This window comes from Sphaerisporangium sp. NBC_01403 (assembly GCF_045040145.1).
GTDB lineage: Bacteria > Actinomycetota > Actinomycetes > Streptosporangiales > Streptosporangiaceae > Sphaerisporangium > Sphaerisporangium viridialbum.
The window spans coordinates 2,505,202-2,520,213 of record NZ_CP109534.1 but is presented as its reverse complement, the minus strand read 5'-3'; the positions used below and the strand labels follow the sequence as shown (position 1 = coordinate 2,520,213).

General features: G+C 70.6%; 15 protein-coding genes. 7 read left to right on the top strand and 8 right to left on the bottom strand.

Annotation, left to right across the window (positions count from 1 at the left end):
* The gene (locus OG589_RS11195) at positions 1-675 is read right to left on the bottom strand and encodes a hypothetical protein (RefSeq protein WP_405148461.1); all 675 of its coding nucleotides are present in this window, start codon (positions 673-675) and stop codon (positions 1-3) included.
* Between the two features lie 411 nt (positions 676-1,086).
* Between OG589_RS11195 and OG589_RS11190 the strand changes: the two genes are divergently transcribed.
* From OG589_RS11190 to OG589_RS11165, 6 genes are all read left to right on the top strand, one after another.
* Positions 1,087-1,290, top strand: a complete 204-nt coding sequence (locus tag OG589_RS11190) for a hypothetical protein (RefSeq protein ID WP_405148459.1) — start codon at positions 1,087-1,089, stop codon at positions 1,288-1,290.
* 4 nt (positions 1,291-1,294) lie between these two features.
* Positions 1,295-2,368 (top strand): hypothetical protein, encoded by a 1,074-nt coding sequence (locus tag OG589_RS11185; protein ID WP_405148457.1) that lies wholly within the window; start codon positions 1,295-1,297, stop codon positions 2,366-2,368.
* A gap of 281 nt (positions 2,369-2,649) precedes the next feature.
* Positions 2,650-2,778, top strand: a complete 129-nt coding sequence (locus tag OG589_RS11180; RefSeq protein ID WP_405148456.1) for a hypothetical protein — start codon at positions 2,650-2,652, stop codon at positions 2,776-2,778.
* A 73-nt stretch (positions 2,779-2,851) separates the two neighbouring features.
* Positions 2,852-3,727 (top strand): LysR family transcriptional regulator, encoded by an 876-nt coding sequence (locus OG589_RS11175; RefSeq protein ID WP_405148454.1) that lies wholly within the window; start codon positions 2,852-2,854, stop codon positions 3,725-3,727.
* Positions 3,728-3,797: 70 nt separating this feature from the next.
* Positions 3,798-4,826, top strand: a complete 1,029-nt coding sequence (locus OG589_RS11170) for a tartrate dehydrogenase (RefSeq protein ID WP_405148453.1) — start codon at positions 3,798-3,800, stop codon at positions 4,824-4,826.
* Positions 4,827-4,833: 7 nt separating this feature from the next.
* The gene (locus OG589_RS11165) at positions 4,834-5,721 is read left to right on the top strand and encodes an alpha/beta fold hydrolase (protein ID WP_405148452.1); all 888 of its coding nucleotides are present in this window, start codon (positions 4,834-4,836) and stop codon (positions 5,719-5,721) included.
* Here OG589_RS11165 and OG589_RS11160 read toward each other — a convergent pair.
* From OG589_RS11160 to OG589_RS11135, 6 genes are read right to left on the bottom strand one after another with little or no spacing between them, the layout of a single operon-like run.
* Positions 5,698-7,554: a S9 family peptidase gene (locus OG589_RS11160; protein WP_405148451.1), complete on the bottom strand. Its 1,857-nt coding sequence runs from the start codon at positions 7,552-7,554 to the stop codon at positions 5,698-5,700. The genes OG589_RS11165 and OG589_RS11160 overlap by 24 nt on opposite strands.
* Positions 7,544-8,512: an ABC transporter ATP-binding protein gene (locus OG589_RS11155; protein WP_405148449.1), complete on the bottom strand. Its 969-nt coding sequence runs from the start codon at positions 8,510-8,512 to the stop codon at positions 7,544-7,546. Before OG589_RS11155 ends, OG589_RS11160 begins: the two co-directional genes overlap by 11 nt.
* Positions 8,509-9,480: an ABC transporter ATP-binding protein gene (locus OG589_RS11150; protein WP_405148448.1), complete on the bottom strand. Its 972-nt coding sequence runs from the start codon at positions 9,478-9,480 to the stop codon at positions 8,509-8,511. The genes OG589_RS11155 and OG589_RS11150 overlap by 4 nt, the downstream gene beginning before the upstream one ends.
* Complete coding sequence (locus OG589_RS11145; protein WP_405148446.1) at positions 9,477-10,361, bottom strand: ABC transporter permease; 885 nt, start codon at positions 10,359-10,361, stop codon at positions 9,477-9,479. Before OG589_RS11145 ends, OG589_RS11150 begins: the two co-directional genes overlap by 4 nt.
* Complete coding sequence (locus tag OG589_RS11140) at positions 10,358-11,323, bottom strand: ABC transporter permease (RefSeq protein ID WP_405148444.1); 966 nt, start codon at positions 11,321-11,323, stop codon at positions 10,358-10,360. Before OG589_RS11140 ends, OG589_RS11145 begins: the two co-directional genes overlap by 4 nt.
* Positions 11,324-11,329: 6 nt before the next feature.
* Entirely contained in the window at positions 11,330-13,012 is a 1,683-nt protein-coding gene (locus OG589_RS11135) for a peptide ABC transporter substrate-binding protein (RefSeq protein WP_405148442.1), read from the bottom strand.
* Positions 13,013-13,189: 177 nt separating this feature from the next.
* On the opposite strand from OG589_RS11135, the gene OG589_RS11130 reads away from it, so the two are divergent.
* Positions 13,190-13,954 (top strand): TetR/AcrR family transcriptional regulator, encoded by a 765-nt coding sequence (locus OG589_RS11130; RefSeq protein WP_405148440.1) that lies wholly within the window; start codon positions 13,190-13,192, stop codon positions 13,952-13,954.
* Here the strand turns inward: OG589_RS11130 and OG589_RS11125 are convergent.
* Positions 13,895-14,983 carry a M20 family metallopeptidase gene (locus OG589_RS11125; protein ID WP_405148438.1) on the bottom strand — a complete coding sequence of 363 codons (1,089 nt, stop codon included), beginning with the start codon at positions 14,981-14,983 and terminating at the stop codon, positions 13,895-13,897. The genes OG589_RS11130 and OG589_RS11125 overlap by 60 nt on opposite strands.
* Between the last annotated feature and the right edge of the window lie 29 nt (positions 14,984-15,012).

Genomic DNA, 15,012 nt, shown 5'->3' with positions numbered 1-15,012 from the left:
TCACCAGCTCACCAGCCGCAGGGGCTTGCGGCCGGGGGCGGGGAGCCGCTCGGTGCGCAGCTCGGGAACGGCCTTGCGCAGCACCTGGATGCCGAGCGGCACCAGTACCAGACACAGGACGCCTGTCGAGACGACGTCGAAGAAGGTGCTCTCCTTGAGATGGCCGGTCCACAGTGTTCCCGACCAGAGGAACAACAGGAGACGCCCCACACCGAACGTGCCCGACCGGTAGGCCCCGATGGCCAGCACAAGTGTTCCGATGTACAGGCCGAAGGCAGCCGTGACGGGAACCCTCCACGGCCCGTAAGAGACGTCCACATACGTGTCCATCACGATCTTGGTCGTCTGTTCAAGGCCCAGCTGCCCGATCAGCTGGAAGGCGGTCTGATCAACGCCCGCCCAATACAGGCGCGAGAAGAGGCCCAGGACGAGGAGCGTGCCGCCCACGAAGGCGGACCACGTAGATCTCGCGGCGACGATCCGGGCGAGCGTGATGACGGCGGGACACAGCAGGATGGTGCCGAGGGCGAAGCACGCGTAGCCGGCGGTGACCAGTGCGGGATTCTCCACATACACGGCCAGCTGCATCGGGGCGGCGAACGGCTGCCTGTCGAACTCCTCCAACTGCTCGGGCGTGAAGGCCACTGAGTTCAGCGCCAGGTACCGCAGAAGCAACCCGGCCGACCATACGAGGGGGGCAAGGATAAGCGCCGCCCCTCCGATGATCCGGCCTGGGAACCAGGCGTTGCGATGAATGAGAGCAGGGGTCTTCCATGTGCCGCTTGGTTGCGCAGCCGTGTCTGTTTGTGGCATGACGACCACCTTGGATCACGGATGGCACGATCACATCCTTCAATCGATGCGGCAGGCGTCTCTTTAGTAGGCCCTCCGCTCGGGTCGGTGTCATAGGACGCAAAGTAGGTGCGTATTCCGAGGTCAGGGCGTCGGCATCTACGCCTGTCGGAATCCACTCACCGAACCGTTCACCGACGTTGATTCTCGGCACGAGTTCTTGACGCTCACCACCTGCGACCTCGCGGTTTCCCAGCGGTCGAAGGCATCCGGCCCGCTGATGTTCCGGGGACCTTGTTCGAGCTCGGCGCCCGCACGCACGGACCCCACGGCAGCGACCTGGCGACCTCACTCATTGACCAGATCCATCGCTGGGACAAAGAGCACCGCGACACCGCCCCGCGGATCGACGCGCACCTCAAGCCCTGCGATAAGGCGCGCATCGCCGCGATGACGGTCATCGAGAGAGTCCACACGGTGCTGGCCGTCACCTGGTGACCTGATGACATCCTTCCGCAAGGACATCGCCCGCCGGTTCCCCCTCGTGGCGCGCGGCCGGCCCGCCTGTCATCCCCTCGACGTGCGTATCCGCCAAGTCGGCGACTTGGCGGACGCCGCAACCAAGCACCCGGACCACGCCCTTAGGAAAGCCGCCGAAGCGCATAACCTCGCTGCTCTGATCGCCAGCGACTGCGGCCTGCCCTCGCTCGCCAGACTCTGGTGCTGGTCCCAGTTCGCGATCTTCCACGACGCTCAGCCCTTCGAAGCGGCGACAGCGAAACTCGCGCTTCAGCCCCTCATCAACCTCGGCCGGCTCCTCACCCGAGACGGCAACAGCACCGCCGCACACCACCTGATCGAAACACTGTTCAACGCCGTCCAGAACAAGGTGACCGCTCAGATCGACGACAAGACCACCGCCCTCGGCAACCTGACCCGCACCCCCGAGGCTCACCGGGAACTCCTCCAGTGGCTGTGGACCGTACTCCTCGCCGATGGAAGCCGGGCCCTGGCCCAGGCGGGCCGATGGGCCCGAGCGCTCCAGCACCTCCAAGACCACCACGGTGTCGGGCAGCGGCTTCTCGACGGCCGCCAAATCGCCATCATCGCCCACCATGCGGCCGGAGATCACCGGCTCGCCGCGCACCTCCTGGCCGAAACCTCCATGCAAACCCCCTGGGAGCAGGCCGTGGCAACCTGCCTGGCGGTCCTGACCAGCAATCGCAGCACCGACACCATGGCCGACGGCTTTCTCGCACTCGACGACGCACCCGGGCAGGTACTTTTCCGCACCCGCCTCAGACTGACCGCGATCGACCTCACCGACACCGTCTCCCCTCTGGCTCACGCCATCGAGTCCGACGTACTGCGCTCAGCGGTGGCAAAGAGGCGAAGGGTGGGGCATAATCTCGCTTCGTCGAGCAGCTCCGGTGTGGAGGTCAGGACCCTGGTGTACGCCTCCCCTCCGGATGCCGCTGCCACTGCGAGATGCGGCAGGCGCATCCTCGTACTGCGTCGCTGGAACGTTGCATCGGACGAGGCAGCCTTGGGTCTGTCCACCACTGACCCCGACTGACCGCCGGCAGAGACCCGAACGGTGCGGGACAGTCGCACTGCCCGCTGATCGATCTTGAGAGAGGTCACATGCGAATCCCCCCACGTGGCTGGCTTACGGCCCCCTTGTAGGGCCTTCCTCCATAGCTGCCGCCTCTGCCGTCGGCGAGGCCGCGGTGCCGGGTGGAGCGCCCGCAGCGAAGCGAGGACGTACGACCTGGAGGTGCGGCGAGCGACGGCCATACTCGGCGCCCCCGGGGGTAGGACGACATACGGGACTGGACACTGGCCAAGATCGTGTGGGTGGCCGACCGCGGGTTCGCCTCCGCCGCCAACCGCCGCTACCTGCGCAAGGGCGACCACCACTACATCATCAAGCGCTACACGATCACGCCCCCGCTGGCGGGCCAGGTCTACTCGGGTAAGAAGTAGATCGCCGAAGGGGCGGCACGGGGTCTGCTCCCCGGGGTTCCTGGACCCCGACCAGGAGAGGGATGATCCTGCGGTGGACTTCCGGCAGTTGGAGCGGTTTCTCGCGGTCGTCGACCACGGCGGTTTCCATCGTGCGGCGGAGGTCCTCTATGTCGCGCAGCCGTCGTTGTCGCAGTCGATCAAGCAGCTCGAGCGCGAGCTGGGCGAGGCGCTGTTCCATCGGGTCGGCCGCGGTGTGGTGCTGACGGAGGCGGGGCGGGCGCTGGTGGAACCGGCGCGGGCGGTCGTCCACGCGCGGGGCCTCGCCGTCGAGTCCGTCGAGGCGGTGCAGGGCCTGCGGACGGGACGGTTGGAGATCACGGCGATGCCGTCGCAGGCGATCGACCCGCTCGCGGGGGTGATCTCCCGTTTCACGGCGGAGTATCCGGGGGTGCGGGTGGTGGTCCGCGCCGCGGCGACCGCGGAGCAGGTGGTGGAGGCCGTCCGCACCGGCCGGACCGAGCTGGGCCTGCTGGCGGCGATACGGCTCCCGCAGCGGCCCGGCGTGGGTCTGCATCCGGTCGGGCGGCAGCGGTTCGTGGTGGTCTCGTCAGCCGGCGGGCCGTTCTCCGCCGGCGCCCGGGTGAGTCCGGGCGAGCTGTCCGGCCTGCGTGTGATCGCCGGCCAGACGGGCACCGGGATGCGCGCGGTGGTCGACGAGCTGATCCGCTCGGGGGTGCGGCTGACGATCGCGGTCGAGACAGAGCACCGCGAGGCGATCCTGCCGTTGGTGCTCGGCGGGAGCGGCGTCGCCGTGCTGGCCGACTCGTGGCGGGAGCTGGCCGAGCGGTCGGGCGCGCTCGTGGCCGACCTCGATCCGCCCGTCCATCTGGACGTCGCCTATGCCGTCCACGCGGGCGGGCTCGGCCCGGCGGCACGCACGTTCCTGCGCATGGCGACGGATCGATAGGCGGCGCCGATCGGTGGGGTAGGCAGCCGATCTTGGACCGCGCCCGGGCCCGGCTGGTGGAATCGAGGGCATGAGATCGCATCGCATCGCCATGATCCCCGGGGACGGGATCGGCACCGAGGTGTGCGGCGCCGCCCGCGCCGTACTCGACGCCGTGGGCCGCAAGCACGCCCTCGGCCTCACCTATGACGAGTTCGACTGGTCGTGCGCCCGCTATCTGGCCGAGGGCGCGATGATGCCCGGGGACGGCCTCGACCGGGTGCGCCACCACGACGCGATCTTCCTGGGCGCGGTGGGCGCGCCGGGCGTGCCCGATCACGTGTCGCTGTGGGGGCTGCTGATCCCGATCCGCCGAGGCTTCCAGCAGTACGTGAACCTGCGGCCGATCAAGGTGCTAGACGGGCAGCGGGAGATCGATCTCGTGGTGGTGCGCGAGAACGTCGAGGGCGAGTACAGCGAGATCGGCGGCCGCCTGTACCAGGGGACGCCAGCGGAGATGGCGGTGCAGGAGGCGGTCTTCACCAGAAGCGGAGTCACCCGCATCGTCGACTACGCCCTGGACCTGGCCGAGCGGCGCACCGGGCGGCTGACCTCGGCGACGAAGTCGAACGGGATCATCCACACGATGCCGTTCTGGGATGAGATCGTCGCCGAGCGGGTGGCTCAGCGCTCCGGTGTCACCCTGCAGTCGGAGCACATCGACGCGCTGTGCGCCAAGCTGGTGCTCGACCCGGCGCGGTTCGACGTGATCGTCGCCTCGAACCTGTTCGGGGATATCCTTTCCGATCTCGCCGCCGCGGTCGCCGGCAGCATCGGTCTGGCGCCCGCCGCGAACATCGACCCGACGCGGGCCCACCCGTCGATGTTCGAGCCGGTCCACGGGTCGGCGCCCGACATCGCGGGCCGCGGCATCGCCAACCCGGTCGGCGCGATCTGGACGGCCGCGATGATGCTCGACCACCTGGGCCACCCGGAGGCCGCAGCCGCCATCCTGGAGGCGATCAGTCACGTGTTCGCCACGACCTCCATGCGCACCCCCGACCTCGGCGGCACGGCCACCACCGTGGACCTGACCCACGCGATCCTCGAAGCACTCTGAGGGAGTCATGAGCGTTCCGCTGCCCAGCCCGTTCCAGCCGCGCACGGTGGACGCCGGCGGCGTCGCCGTCCACACAGTCGTCGGCGGTGAGGGGCCGCCCGTGCTCCTGCTGCACGGCTACCCACAGACGCACCTGATCTGGCACGACGTCGCGCCCGCGCTGGCTTCCCGCCGCACGGTCGTGCTGACGGATCTGCGCGGGTACGGCGACAGCGCCAAGCCCGCGCCGGTCACCGACGACCTGTACTCCAAGCGGGCGATGGCCGCGGACCAGCTCGCGGTGATGCGGGCGCTGGGTTTCGACCGCTTCGCCGTCGCCGGCCACGACAGGGGCGCGCGGGTGGGCCACCGGATGGCGCTCGACCATCCCGAGGCCGTCGAGGCGCTGGCCGTCCTGGACATCGTGCCGACCAGGCACACGTTCGCCCACGCCGACGCGGCGTTCGGCCTGGGGTACTACCACTGGTTCTTCCTGGCCGCCGGCAACGGCATCCCGGAGAGGCTGATCGGCAACGACCCCGAGTTCTGGATTCGCAGCCGGATGGACGCCAGGCACGCGGGCGGCGCCACGTACGACGAGGCCGCGGTGCGCGAGTACGTGCGCTGCTTCTCCGACCCCGCCGCGATCGCCGCGTCGTGCGCCGACTACCGGGCGGCCGCAGGCGTCGACCTCGAGCACGACGAGGCCGACGCGGCGGCGGGCCGTAAGGTGCGCTGCCCCGTGCTGGCGCTGTGGGGCGCGCACAGTTTCGTCGGACGCACCTACGACGTGCTCGCGATCTGGCGCGAGTACGCCGACGACGTCTCCGGTACGGCGCTGCCAAGCGATCACTACCTGCCCGAGGAAGCGCCGGCCGAGGTCGTCAGGGAGCTAGCGGGCTTCCTGCCCAGGTGACCAGCGCTCGCCGCGCAGCGCCTTACGTGCCAGTTCCAGCTCGAGCTCGATCTTGCCGACCACGCCGTCGTTGCCGACGGGTCCGTGGCCGCCTTCGAAGAACCGGAGCACCACGTCGCCTCCGGCCTCACGCAGCCGCCGCGTGTACTCCTCGGCCTGCCGCGCGGGCGTACGGGTGTCGTAGCGGCCCTGGTTGATCAGCACGGGCGCCCGCACGTGCTCGACGTAGGTCATCGGCGAGCTCAGCCTGAACCGCTCGCCCGCGGTCTCCGGGGTGCCGCCGATGAAGCCTCTCCAGGCCGCCTGCAGCGCGGGGTGCATGTCCTCGTAGGCGAGCTTCCAGTCGGCCAGTGCGATGAAGGCGAAGCCGCCGGCGAACAGCTCGGGTAGCCGGCCCAGCGAGAGCAGCGTCAGGTAGCCGCCGAACGAGGCGCCGGTGATGAAGACGGCCGAAGGGTCGGCGACGCCCTCGTCGACGAGCCAGCGCCAGGCCGCCTCGACGTCCTCCAGTTCGCGGTCGCCGACGGCGCCCCAGAACCCCTCGCGGAACTCCCGGCCGAACGTGACGGAGCCGCGGTAGTTCAGCGAGGCGTAGGCGAAGCCCTCCTCCAGCCACGCCTGCGCGACGGGATTGTATCCGCCGACCTCGGCGAGGTTCGGCCCGCCGTGCACGTTCAGCACGAGCGGCACTGGGCCGCTCGCCTCACGCGGGGCCGCGACCCACAGCTGCAGTACGGTGCCGTCCTTCGAGGTGACAGGCACCGAACGCAGCGGGATGCCGGGCACGACGGGCTCGGAGGCGAGGAGGGTGCGCGGCTCGCCGTCGCCCCGGTCGAGCGCGAGCACCTGGAGCGGCAGGTCGGCACGCTGCCGCAGCAGCCTGATCTGGCCGCCGGGGCCGTAGTGGGAGGCCCATGTGTTGCTCACCGCGCACGCCACCTCGGGGAAGAAGTAGGCCCCGTCGGGGTGCGGGACGCGAAGCAGCTCACCGGCCGGGATGTCGTACTCGTACACCCGGTGGATGCCCTGGTCCACGTGGACGAGCAGCAGCCTGGCGGCGTCGTCCGACCAGTCGAGCGGGACGAGCTCGCCGGCTAGCTCCGGCGCGTCGACGTCGGTGCGCTCGCCGGTGAGCGGGTTCCACACGCTGGGCCGGGCGTATCCGGTGCGTTCGGTGCTCACCAGCAGCCGCGGGTCCCCCTCGACCGGCGAGAACCTGACCCCGCGCACCGGCCCGAGCGGGCCCTCCGAGAGCGAGGCGAGCACTGCGCCGTCCGAGGTGTCGAGCACGGTGACGGCGAAGCGGCGGACGCCGGGGTTGTGGTCGGTGGTGTCGATGCTCGCCAGCGTGCCGTCGGCGGTGACCAGGCTGTTCCACGCCTCGTTCCTGCTGCGGAACAGGCGGCTGACTGCGCCGCCTGCCAGGTGGTAGAGCGTGAATCCGGCGTCCGTGACCGTCGCGATGACCACGGCCGAGCCGTCGCGCGCCACGTCGAGGCCGCGCAGCGTGTAGGGCGGAAGGTCGGGGGTGAGATCCACGGGCTGGCCGCCGCCGACCGGATACGACCACAGGTGGCCGACCTCGCCGCCGTCCTCGTCGTGCAGGACCAGCACCGAGCGGCCGTCGGCGGCCGGTAGGGGGTCGGCCACGTGCGGCGGCAACTCGGGCAGCGGCGTGGTCGCGCCGGTGGCCGGATCCCAGATCGACACCTCGGCGTCTCCCACGCCGGCCGCGAAGATCATTTCCAGGTCGAGGTCACCAGGGCAGGGACGCGCGGAGTTCAGCACGGGTAGGGAGAAACGCGAGCGCCAGGTGCGGGCTTCAGAAGACATCGATCAACTCCGGTTTGTGACAGGCGACGCCGTGCCCGCGCTCGTCCGTGACGAGCGGAGGGACCTCGGCGGCGCAGATCTGGCTGGCCTTTGGGCAGAGGGTCCGGAACCGGCAGCCCGACGGCGGATCCGTCGGGCTCGGGACGTCGCCGGTCAGGATGATCCGGCGGCGGGCGCGTTCGGCCCGCGGGTCGGGGATCGGCACGGCCGACAGCAGTGCCTGGGTGTAGGGGTGGAGGGGGCGCTGGTAGAGCTCGTCCGGCGGCCCCTGCTCGGCGATCCGGCCGAGGTACATGACGGCTACCTGGTCGCTGGCCTGCCGTACCACGGACAGGTCGTGGGCGATCAGCACGTAGGTGAGGCCGAGCCGGTCCTGCAGGTCCTCCAGCAGGTTGATCACGCCCGCCTGGATGCTCACGTCCAGCGCGCTGACCGGCTCGTCCAGCACGATCACGTCGGGTTCGACGGCGAGGGCGCGGGCGATGCCGACGCGCTGGCGCTGGCCGCCCGAGAACTCGTGCGGGAAGCGGCCGGCGTGCCCGGGGTCGAGCCCGACGAGCTCCAGCAGCTCGGGCACGCGCGCCGGGTCGCGCGCGTGGGTGTCGAGGGCCTCGGTGAGGATCGCGCGCACGGTCATGCGGGGGTTGAGCGAGGCGTACGGATCCTGGAAGACCATCTGGATCCGGCTGCGCGCGTGCCGCAGCTCCGCGGCGGGCAGCGCGGTGAAGTCGGTGCCGTCGAGCAGCACCCGGCCGGCCGTGGGCTCCACGAGGCGCACCAGGCACGCGGCCAGCGTCGACTTCCCGCAGCCGCTCTCGCCCACGAGCCCGAGCGTGGTGCCGCGCTCCACGCGCAGGTTCACCCCGGACACGGCCTGGACGGTGCCGACGCGGCGGCGGAACACCCCGCTGCGCACCGGATAGGTCTTGACGAGGTCCACGACCTCCAGCGCCGTCATATTGAGCGAACCTCCTCTATCCGCAGACACGACGCCGTGTGCCCGGCGCCGATGGGGACCGGCGCGGGGACGGTCGTGTCGCACAGGCCCGCCCTCGCGTGCTCGCAGCGCGGGTGGAACGCGCACCCGGGAGCCCGCGAGGGCTGGCCGGGGATCTGGTAGAGCCGCTCGCCGCGGCGAGCGTCGAGCCGCGGCAGCGAGGCCAGCAGCCCTCGGGTGTACGGGTGGGCGGGCTCGTAGAAGATCGGCTCGACGGCGGCCTCCTCGACCTTGGCGCCCGCGTACATCACGAGCACGCGGTCGGCGACGCCGGCCACCACGCCGAGGTCGTGGGTGATCAGCATGAGCGCGAGGGCCGTGCGCTCCTGGATCCTCCTGATGACGTCGAGGATCTGCGCCTGCACGGTCACGTCGAGCGCGGTCGTCGGCTCGTCGGCGATGAGCAGGTCGGGCTCGTTGGCGATGCTCATCGCGATCATGACGCGCTGGCGCATGCCGCCGGAGAGTTCGTGCGGGTACTGCTCGGCGCGCTTGGCCGGCGAGGGTATACCGACCAGGTCGAGCAGCTCGGCGACGCGCCCGCGCAGCTCGCGGCGGGAGCGCGACGGGTCGTGCACGCTGATGGCCTCGGCGATCTGCGCTCCGACGGTGTGCACGGGGGTGAGCGCGGTGAGCGCGTCCTGGAAGACCATCGCGATGCGGCTGCCCCGCAGCGTGCGCAGCTCGGCCTCCGATCGGCCCAGCAGTTCCTCGCCATGGAACCTGATCGACCCCGTCACGCGGGCCCGGCCCGGCAGGATGCCCAGCACGGCCATCGAGGTGATGCTCTTGCCCGAGCCCGACTCCCCCACGATGCCGAGCGTCTCGCCGGGCGCGAGGGAGAACGACAGCCCGGTGACCGCCGTGACCTGGCCATCGTCGGTGGGCAGCTCGACGGTGAGGTCGTCGACCTCCAGCAGCGCGCTCACGGGCGGCCTCCCTTCGGGTCGAAGGCGTCGCGCAGCCCGTCGCCGAGAAAGTTGATGGCCAGCGCCGTGAGCAGGATGAACAGGCCGGGGAAGTACAGCAGGTAGACCTTGCCCGTGCCGATCAGCCCGGCCGCCTGGCTCAGCAGGTTGCCCCAGCTCGACTCGGGCGGCTGCACGCCGTACCCGAGGAAGGAGAGCGTGGACTCGACGATCACCGCGTTGGCGGCGCCGAGCGACGTGCTCACGGCGATCACGCCGGTGAGGTTGGGCAGGATGTGGCGCACGATGATGCGCCGCCTGGTCACGCCGAGCACCGTGGCCGCCGACACGTACTCCTTCTCACGGAGCGAGAGCACCTGGCTGCGGACCACCCTGGCCACCGTGGTCCAGCCGATGGCCGCCAGCACCGGGACGATCACCGCGGGAGACCGGCCGGCCCCCTGCAGCACGACGGCCAGCACCACGATCGCGGGCAGGACGATGAACAGGTCGGTGACCCGCATGGTGATCTCGTCCACCCAGCCGCCGAAGAAGCCGGCGGCCGCTCCTAGAGCAGTGCCCATCGCGGTGGCGAGCACGGCGACGGACAGACCGATCGCCAGCGAGATCCGCCCTGCGTACAGCAGCTCGGTGAGGTAGTCGCGGCCCAGCTCGTCGGTGCCGAACCAGTGTGCGGCTGACGGCGGGGTCGGCCCGAGCGTCAGGTCCTGCACGCCCCGCTCGTACGGGGCGATCACGTCGGCGCCGAAGCAGCCGATCAGCAGCACGGCGAGCACGCCGAGCCCGGCGACCGCGAGCCGGTGGCGCAGGAACCGCCTGCGGGCCAGCTGCCACTGGGTCCGTTCCTGCGCGGGCGCCGCCGGGGCGGTGAGCGTGGTCATCGGAGCCTCACTCTCGGGTCGAGTACGGCGTAGGCGATGTCAGCGAGCAGGTTGAACACGATCACGACCACCGCGATCACCAGCGTCCACGGCACCAGCACGAACACGTCGCCGGCGAGCAGGGAGTCGAGGAACAGCCGGCCCATGCCCTGGATGGCGAAGATCTGCTCGGTGACGACCAGCCCGCCGAACAGCAGGCCCGCGTCCACGGCGGTGATGCTGACGAACGGGCCGAGCGAGGTGCGCAGGGCGTGCCGCACCACGATGCGGCCTCTGGGCACCCCCTTGGCCCGCGCGGTGCGCACGTACTCGCTGGAGAGCGCGTCCAGCATGGTCGCGCGGGTGAACCTGCTCCAGCTCGCCACCAGGCCGACGGTCAGCGTCAGCACGGGCAGAACCAGATGGCGCAGGTAGTCGAGCGGGCCACCGCCCTGCGCCGAGTGCAGCCCGACGAAGTAGAGCGGCGGGTCGGCCAGTCCGAGGAGCTCCTGCGGCCAGGCGGCGAGGACCTGGATCAGGATCAGCCCGAGCCAGAACGGCGGCATCGCCACGCCGAGGTAGGAGAGCCCGGTGAAGGCCAGGTCACCCGCCGAGTACTGCCGCACCGCCGAGTAGACGCCGATGGCGAGCGCGATCAGTGCGGCGGCCAGCACGCCCCAGACGATCAGCTGCAGCGTGGTGCCGAGCGCGGGCAGGATCAGCCCGTGGACCGAGCCGGCCGTCCGCGAGCTGACTCCCCAGTCGCCGGTGACGAACTGGGTCAGCCACCGCCAGTACTGCTCGGGGATCGACCGGTCGAGCCCGAGGACCTCGGTCATGCGGGCGATCGCGCCCTGGTCCTGCCCGCCGCGCAGCTTCGCGAGCGGGTCGAAGGTGGTCCTGACCGCCCAGAACAGCAGGAACGAGGCGATGAGCACGACGGGGACCGAGTAGAGCAGTCGCCGTCCAACGTAGGCGAACATCGGTTCTCAGTTCACCAGGCCCCACTGGGCCAGGTTCCAGAACGGGCCGCGGGCCGGGTCGATGGCCAGCGGCCCGCCGACCCTGTTGTTCCACAGCAGGATGTTGGGGATCACGTCGAGCGGCAGCAGGGCGGCCGAGTCGGCGAGGAGCTTGTCGGCCTGGTGCGACAGCTCGATCCGCTCGTTCTCGTCGAGCGCCGAGGCGGCCGTGCCGAGCACCTTGTCGAGGCCGGGCAGGTCGATGCGCGACATGTTGAGGCCGGAGAAGCCGTTGTGATCGCTGGGGATCGCGCCCGAGGAGAAGGAGCCTTCGAGCGCGGGTTGCGGGAAGGTGTCGACGAGGGTCCACAGGCCCATCTGGAAGTCGCCCTTGGGCAGCTTGGCCGCGAACAGGTCGGTGGCCGAGGTGTTGTCGACGGTGACCTCGAAGCCGGCGGCACGCAGCTGCTCCTGGAGGATCTGCTCGGTCAGCTCCCGCCGCTTGTTGCCGGTCATCGTGCTGACGGTGAAGCTCGCCCTGGTGCCCGCCTTCGCCCAGATGCCGTCGGCCCCCTTGACCCAGCCGTCAGCCTGCATCAGGGAGTCGACCTTGGCCAGGTCGAGGGTGTACTGCTCGAAGTCGGTGCCGCCGTACCTGCCGACGAGCGGGGTGTGCGCGCTCTGCGCCGGCTGCGTGACGCCGAGCGCGCCGTACAGGCGGGTGACGATGGCCTTGCGGTCTAGCCCGTGTGACACGGCCTTGCGGAACGTCGCGGAGTCGAAGGGCGGCTTGGCGTTGTTGAACCAGACGGCCTCGAGGTTGCCGGACTCGGGGTCGACGATCGAGCTCGCGTTGGGCAGCCCGCTCATGATCTGGTCGATGGAGTCGAGCTGCGGCGTGGGGTAGAGCGCGTCGAGCTGGCCGGTCTTGAACGCCTGGAACGCCGCCGCGGTGTCGGCCGTGAACTGGAAGGTGACCTTGTCCAGTTTGGGCTTGTCCCCCCAGTAGCTCGGGTTCGGCACCAGGACGACCGAGACCCCCTTCGTCCAGGATTCGATCTTCCAGGGGCCGCCGCTCCAGGTGTAGCCGTCCTTCATCAGCGCGCTGCGGTCCTTGCCGTCGAGCAGGTGGCTAGGCAGCACGCCGCTGCCGTCGCTGAACAGGCCCTTCCAGTTGGCGTACGGCGTGTCGAAGGTGACGACGGCGGTCTTCTCGTCGGGCGTGTCGACCTTGGTGATGTGGCTGTACCCGGTCCTGTTCAGCACGTCCTTGCCGTCGCGGATGGCCAGGGCCGTGTAGCGGAAGTCGGCCGAGGTGAGTGGCTTGCCGTCCGACCAGACCGCGGCGGGGTTGATCCGGTAGGTGACCTTCTGCGGCGGGCCCGCGGCGACCTCGGGCTCCGACGCCATCAGGTTGGTGGCCACCGGCGCCCACGTGCCGCTGACCTTCCTGGGCTCGAACACGCGGGGAATGGTCGGGACGTCCATGATGTACGTGCCCCAGATCGAGGTGGCGCAGCTGGCGATCCAGTCGGCGCAGTCGGGCTCCTGCTCCGCGCCGATCACGATGCTCCCGCCCTGGCGCACCGGAGCGGCCGTGCTCGGGACCGCACTCGACGTCCGGCCGGCACCCCCGCTCGTGCACGCGGCCGCGAGGAGTGCGAGGGCGGTGGTGAGCCCGATGACCCCGAGTCTGATCCGTGTGCTCATGCTCTGGCCTTTCTGGAGGTGATGAGGGAAGGGTAGGCGCAAGTCAGAGCGCAAGCAATGGTCTTAGGCACGTTTCTAGTCAGGCTCATTGACTATGCTGTAGGCCGGCACGCCGATCAGCGGGTGCGAAAATGCCAGCACCAGCGGTGCACAGTGGTCGACTACGGGAGGCTTTCGGTGGCAACTGCACGCCAGTCCAAGGAGAAGCGAGCAAAAGGCGAGAGCCGGCCGCGCCGTGCTCGCGACAGCCTCAACAGGGAGACGATCCTCGCGGCGGCAGAGAAGATCGCCCTGCGCGACGGCCTCGACGCGCTGACGTTCCAGGAGATCGGCAACGAGCTCCAGGCGCACCCGACCTCGCTCTACCGCCACTTCAAGGACAAGGACGAGTTGCTTCTCGAGCTGGTGGACGGGCTCAGGGCCCGCTCGTACGGCGGCAGCGTCACGCCGACCGACGACTGGCGCGCCGACCTGCGCACCATCGCCCAGCGAGTGCGCGAGCACTACCTGCGCTACGCGCCGTTCGCGCAGCAGATGGTCATGCGCACCACGCGCCGACCCATGGAGTTCTCCAACGTCGAGTTCACTCTCGACGCCGTAAGGCGGGCCGGAGTCGACGACGACGAGGTGGCGGCCGTGCAGCGCGCGTTCGGCAACTTCGTGCGCGCCGTGGCGAGCCTGGAGGCGGCCTTCCACGCGCTCGACCCCGACGTGCGGCGCAGGGACGAGCTCGCGTGGCAGGTCGAGTACCGCCAGCTCGACCCAGAGAAGTACCCGACGATCGCCCACTTCGCCGACCACCTGCCCAGCCTCGGCGGCCCCGTCGCCTTCGACCTCGGCCTGGAGATGATGCTCGACGCGATCGAGGCGCGCGCGGCGCGTTCACGGGCGCGCCAGGGCGTCGATCAGACCGGCGACGAGCCGGGCCCGCTCGGCGAGTGAGGCCAGCTCGACCCACTCGTGCTCGGCGTGAGCGCCGTCGCCCAGCGGGCCGAGCCCGTCGAGCGTGGGGACGCCGAGCGCGCCGGTGAAGTTGGCGTCCGAGGCACCCCCGACCGCCACCTCGTCGAGGTCGGGCAGCCCGAGGTCGGCGGCCACCTTGCGGGCCGTGGCGTAGAGCCCACGCGAACTCGCCGGCTCCAGCGGCGGGCGGTTGATCGTGCCGTCCACCCTGACGATCGCGCCGGCGATGCTGGGGGCAAGCGCGTGCATCCGCTCGTCGACCCGCTCCAGCTCGGCCAGCTCCCAGGCGCGCACGTCCACGCGCAGATGGGCGTGCGCGGGCACGGTGTTCGTGGTGGTGCCCGCGCGGGCGACCGTGGGCGTGACGGTGGTCCCCCGTCCGGGGTCGGCAAGCCGCGACACGACCCCGACCTGCTCCGCGAGCTCGAGCAGCGCGTTCACCCCTCGCTCCGGCTCGAGCCCGGCGTGCGCCGCCCGGCCGGTAATGTCGACGCTGTAGAACGAGCCGCCCTTGCGCGCGGTCTTGACCGCGCCCTCCTGGCTGGGCTCCAGCACCAGGACGGCGTCCGCGCCGGCCGCCACCTCCTCGATCAGCGCCCGCGAGGTCGGCGAGCCGACCTCCTCGTCCCCGGTGACCAGCACGCTCACGCCCGCCGGATCACGGCACTCGGCCAGCGCGGCGAACGCCGCGACCAGCCCCGCCTTCATGTCGAAGACGCCGGGGCCGAACGCGCGGCCATCCTCGACGCGGAACGGGCGGTGAGCCGTCGTCCCCAGCGGCCACACCGTGTCGACGTGACCCAGCAGCAGCACGCCGCCCTCCCCGGGCGCCCGCCAGAGCAGGTGCGGCGTGCCGCCGCCGTCGACGACCTCCGCCCGCCTGCCGAGGACCGGCTCCCCCCAGGCCCGCATCAGGGCGTGACACTGCTCGAGACCCTCGAAGTGTCCCGAGGGCGACTCGGCGGAGACCAGGGCAGCGAGGCGCTCGCACAACAGGGTGTGATCCATGGCCAGCAATGTAGTCAGGCTCATTGACT

Bases quoted from the DNA above. Each gene is read 5' to 3' on its own strand.
- OG589_RS11125 (WP_405148438.1), bottom strand. From the start codon at position 14,983: ATGGATCACACCCTGTTGTGCGAGCGCCTCGCTGCCCTGGTCTCCGCC.
- OG589_RS11160 (WP_405148451.1), bottom strand. From the start codon at position 7,554: ATGTCTTCTGAAGCCCGCACCTGGCGCTCGCGTTTCTCCCTACCCGTG.
- OG589_RS11135 (WP_405148442.1), bottom strand. From the start codon at position 13,012: ATGAGCACACGGATCAGACTCGGGGTCATCGGGCTCACCACCGCCCTC.
- OG589_RS11155 (WP_405148449.1), bottom strand. From the start codon at position 8,512: ATGACGGCGCTGGAGGTCGTGGACCTCGTCAAGACCTATCCGGTGCGC.
- OG589_RS11185 (WP_405148457.1), top strand. From the start codon at position 1,295: ATGACATCCTTCCGCAAGGACATCGCCCGCCGGTTCCCCCTCGTGGCG.
- OG589_RS11165 (WP_405148452.1), top strand. From the start codon at position 4,834: ATGAGCGTTCCGCTGCCCAGCCCGTTCCAGCCGCGCACGGTGGACGCC.
- OG589_RS11140 (WP_405148444.1), bottom strand. From the start codon at position 11,323: ATGTTCGCCTACGTTGGACGGCGACTGCTCTACTCGGTCCCCGTCGTG.
- OG589_RS11170 (WP_405148453.1), top strand. From the start codon at position 3,798: ATGAGATCGCATCGCATCGCCATGATCCCCGGGGACGGGATCGGCACC.
- OG589_RS11145 (WP_405148446.1), bottom strand. From the start codon at position 10,361: ATGACCACGCTCACCGCCCCGGCGGCGCCCGCGCAGGAACGGACCCAG.